Origin of the sequence: Caldalkalibacillus thermarum (assembly GCF_014644735.1) — a bacterium.
GTDB lineage: Bacteria > Bacillota > Bacilli > Caldalkalibacillales > Caldalkalibacillaceae > Caldalkalibacillus > Caldalkalibacillus thermarum.
In genome coordinates this window covers 1-2,824 of the sequence record NZ_BMKZ01000087.1, presented here as the reverse complement: position 1 = coordinate 2,824, position 2,824 = coordinate 1, and the positions used below count along the sequence as shown (strand labels likewise).

The following is a 2,824-nucleotide window of genomic DNA, read 5'->3' as shown; positions in this document are numbered from 1 at the left end:
GCTGCCCGATATACAGATCTTCCGCTTTGTTCCATGGAATTCTTTGAGCGAGTAATACCCAACGGTTGTTGGGGTCCAGTTGACCACCAAAAGGCAGGAAGAATTCATGCGGCATGATCAGCTGATCTTGGTTATGGCGATACACAGCAATACCTCCAAGTGCAAGGTTTTTGTGGCGTTTTTTCGAAAATACCTTGCACTTAATTTCGCCAAAAATACGTCTTTTCCCTTTCATCTCAACAATTTTTTGTTTTTCCGCAAACCCTATTTACATGTCCATTATTCAACCCCAAACCATTGCTCATATTCCTCACGGTCGTGAAAACCAACGATACGAGATACTTCTTCTCCATCCTTGTAATGTACAACTGTAGGCACAACATCCAAATTATATGTCTCCCAATTTTCCGGGAACTCTCTCAAGTTGTGTAAATACAACTCAAAACCGTTCTCTTCAGCCACCTCAACCAAATGGGGTGTCACCTCTTGGCAATATGGACAGTCCGGCTGGTAATAATAAATGTACAGCTCTTCTCCATTTTGGATTCTTTCTGCTAATGCTTCCGGTAAGATCTGATTCTGATACAAAGGATGATCTAACTGTTTAATGGTCTCTGGATGAAGACTCTCCTTGCCATACGGATTTCCTTCTATCGCCTGCTGCTGTTGTATGTAAGTGACAATGCCCAGAGCTCCAAACAACACGATGATAATGATTCCAAACAAGATGATTTTCCTCATTTATTTTCGCTCCTTTGTACGTAGTATAAGGACAGATGAATAATTGTGACTAATATAAAAGCGACAAGGGCCATAAAAGGAATGGTCACAAACCCAAACCAATTGATATACTCAATATTGCACGGTATAGGTCCACATGCTGCTCCTAGTTCATGTAAAAATGTCACTTTTTGATTCAAATAATGAAATAATGAAATACTTCCACCACTGATGGACAAAGGCAATACATAGACATAGACCCTGATATCTTTCCTGACTGTTGCGATGGCCAAAATGACAGCTAAAGGGTACATCAGTATCCGCTGATACCAGCAATACTCACACGGGATAAACCCCACGATCTCTGAAAAATATAGACTACCTAACGTTGCAGTAAATGCGATCAACCACGATATGAGCAATCCATGTTCAAGTACAAACCTTTTTAACCACGATTTAAATTCCATGTGGCTGTCCTCCAAAAACTGAATCTGTTTTTTGAGCCCTCACTCTTTTACCGTTTTCTGTTGCTCTTCTTCTGATGACTGTCAATAGGGCATATTCCGTTCCACTTTCTTTACCCCACAATAATTGTAAGAATAATCCCCCCACGATCAATATGTTTACACAACAATTCCGATATGTATGTGCTCATTTTTATTCTCATCTATGAATTTTTAATGACAGCATAATCAAAAGCATCGAGTAGGAGGGGGTGACTAATCCCCGTCCCCTCACACCATCTAGCATGCGGGTCCGCACTAGTTCTTCCATTGAAATGCTCCAGTTAGGGTTGGTCAGCTGGCGTATCTTGTTCTTAAAGCGTTGGATGGACTTCGAGGCTAGACGTATCCGGGCTTCGCGTTGCTTGGTGAAACTGAAGCCCAGAAACTTCCTTCTCCAAGGTCGGTCGACAGCGCTTTTCTCCTCATTGACTTTGAGTTTTAACTTCTTCTCCAAGAACCTTTGAATACTTTGCTTCACTCGTTGCCCTGCACGCCTGCTGCGCACATAAATGTTACGGTGAGTAACCCGAAGGAATCTCATCCTCAGGCCCTCTCAGAACCGGACGTGAACCTCTCGGCTCATCCGGCTCCCATTATCCAGCCGATGGCAGAATTCCCATCTGCCAATGTACAAACAAGTGAGGGCAATTTCTTGCCAGCTTGCCTAACCAGCGTTTGGCTCTTCTTCTACTTCGTGCCAGCTTCTTATATTTTCGTCTGGCCCAATGTATCAGAGCTCGATTCAGATGTCGGAGTACAGGATAGAGTTGCGACTTATAGAAGCGTCCGTAGTAGTTGACCCAACCTCGGATGATCCCATTAAACATGCGAGACAAGTCAACAATTCCTTTATCCGGTTTTAGATGCAGACGCCACCCTCCTTAATCTCAGGATGATCACCTGTCCGGTCATCATCTTTACAGTAGACGATTCGAGTTTTGTCGGGATGTAATTCAAGTTTGCATACCTTAAACCTTTCTGTCAGCTGCTTCAGTAATCGCTCAGCCTCTTCCTTGGTCCGACAGTGGACTATGGCATCATCAGCATATCTTTACTCAGGTACTTTTGTCTTGCTGACTCCTGTACGTTCAGCAAAACCTTTCGGTCTTGGTTACCATCTTCAGATGGCGTACCGTACAGGCCTCCCCGGATAAGAGCACGGACTTTCCACTCATGCACCTGCCCAATATACTGCTACAGCCCTTGGCGGCTTAGGACTTCGTCTTGTTTGGCAGACTCATCCGACTGTAACAGCCTCAAATTGGGTTCGTGTACCTCAGGTCGAGTGTTTGCCTCCAGCTTCCTTCACCCGAGTCCGACAGTCACTAGGTAAACAAATCGCTCATAAACCCATGATACACCTGAGTATATGAGCGATTCAGTAGGGTTGGTACGTGTATCTGTGAACTTGGCTGGATCTCGGGGAACCCTGGGGGAGGTTCAACGCCTACAGCTGCGAAGATTTGGCGCTCCTAATTTGCGCCAGAGCTGATCCAGCATCCAAACGCCGCCCAGGCGTTTGTAAGACTGAAACAAAAATTCGGCTGTTTCTCCAATCGCATCCCTGGCTTCAAATGCTTGCTCAGGGGAAAGGAATC

Annotated in this window: 4 protein-coding genes and 1 pseudogene; all 5 read right to left on the bottom strand. The window is 44.8% G+C overall.

Features of this window, described 5'->3' with window-relative positions; all coding sequences use genetic code 11:
* Positions 1-279: 279 nt before the first annotated feature.
* Positions 280-741 carry a thioredoxin family protein gene (locus IEW48_RS16340; protein ID WP_188624682.1) on the bottom strand — a complete coding sequence of 154 codons (462 nt, stop codon included), beginning with the start codon at positions 739-741 and terminating at the stop codon, positions 280-282.
* Positions 738-1,187 (bottom strand): disulfide oxidoreductase, encoded by a 450-nt coding sequence (locus tag IEW48_RS16335; protein ID WP_188624681.1) that lies wholly within the window; start codon positions 1,185-1,187, stop codon positions 738-740. Before IEW48_RS16335 ends, IEW48_RS16340 begins: the two co-directional genes overlap by 4 nt.
* A gap of 196 nt (positions 1,188-1,383) precedes the next feature.
* A complete protein-coding gene (locus IEW48_RS16330) occupies positions 1,384-1,767 on the bottom strand; it encodes an RNA-dependent RNA polymerase family protein (protein WP_371874902.1) in 384 nt (127 codons plus the stop codon).
* A 52-nt stretch (positions 1,768-1,819) separates the two neighbouring features.
* Complete coding sequence (locus IEW48_RS17300; RefSeq protein ID WP_268236588.1) at positions 1,820-2,095, bottom strand: group II intron maturase-specific domain-containing protein; 276 nt, start codon at positions 2,093-2,095, stop codon at positions 1,820-1,822.
* Positions 2,086-2,265, bottom strand: a pseudogene (locus tag IEW48_RS17740) (hypothetical protein); the annotation flags it as partial. The pseudogene IEW48_RS17740 and the gene IEW48_RS17300, both read right to left, overlap by 10 nt.
* Between the last annotated feature and the right edge of the window lie 559 nt (positions 2,266-2,824).

Bases quoted from the DNA above. Each gene is read 5' to 3' on its own strand.
- IEW48_RS16340 (WP_188624682.1), bottom strand. From the start codon at position 741: ATGAGGAAAATCATCTTGTTTGGAATCATTATCATCGTGTTGTTTGGA.
- IEW48_RS16335 (WP_188624681.1), bottom strand. From the start codon at position 1,187: ATGGAATTTAAATCGTGGTTAAAAAGGTTTGTACTTGAACATGGATTG.
- IEW48_RS16330 (WP_371874902.1), bottom strand. From the start codon at position 1,767: ATGAGATTCCTTCGGGTTACTCACCGTAACATTTATGTGCGCAGCAGG.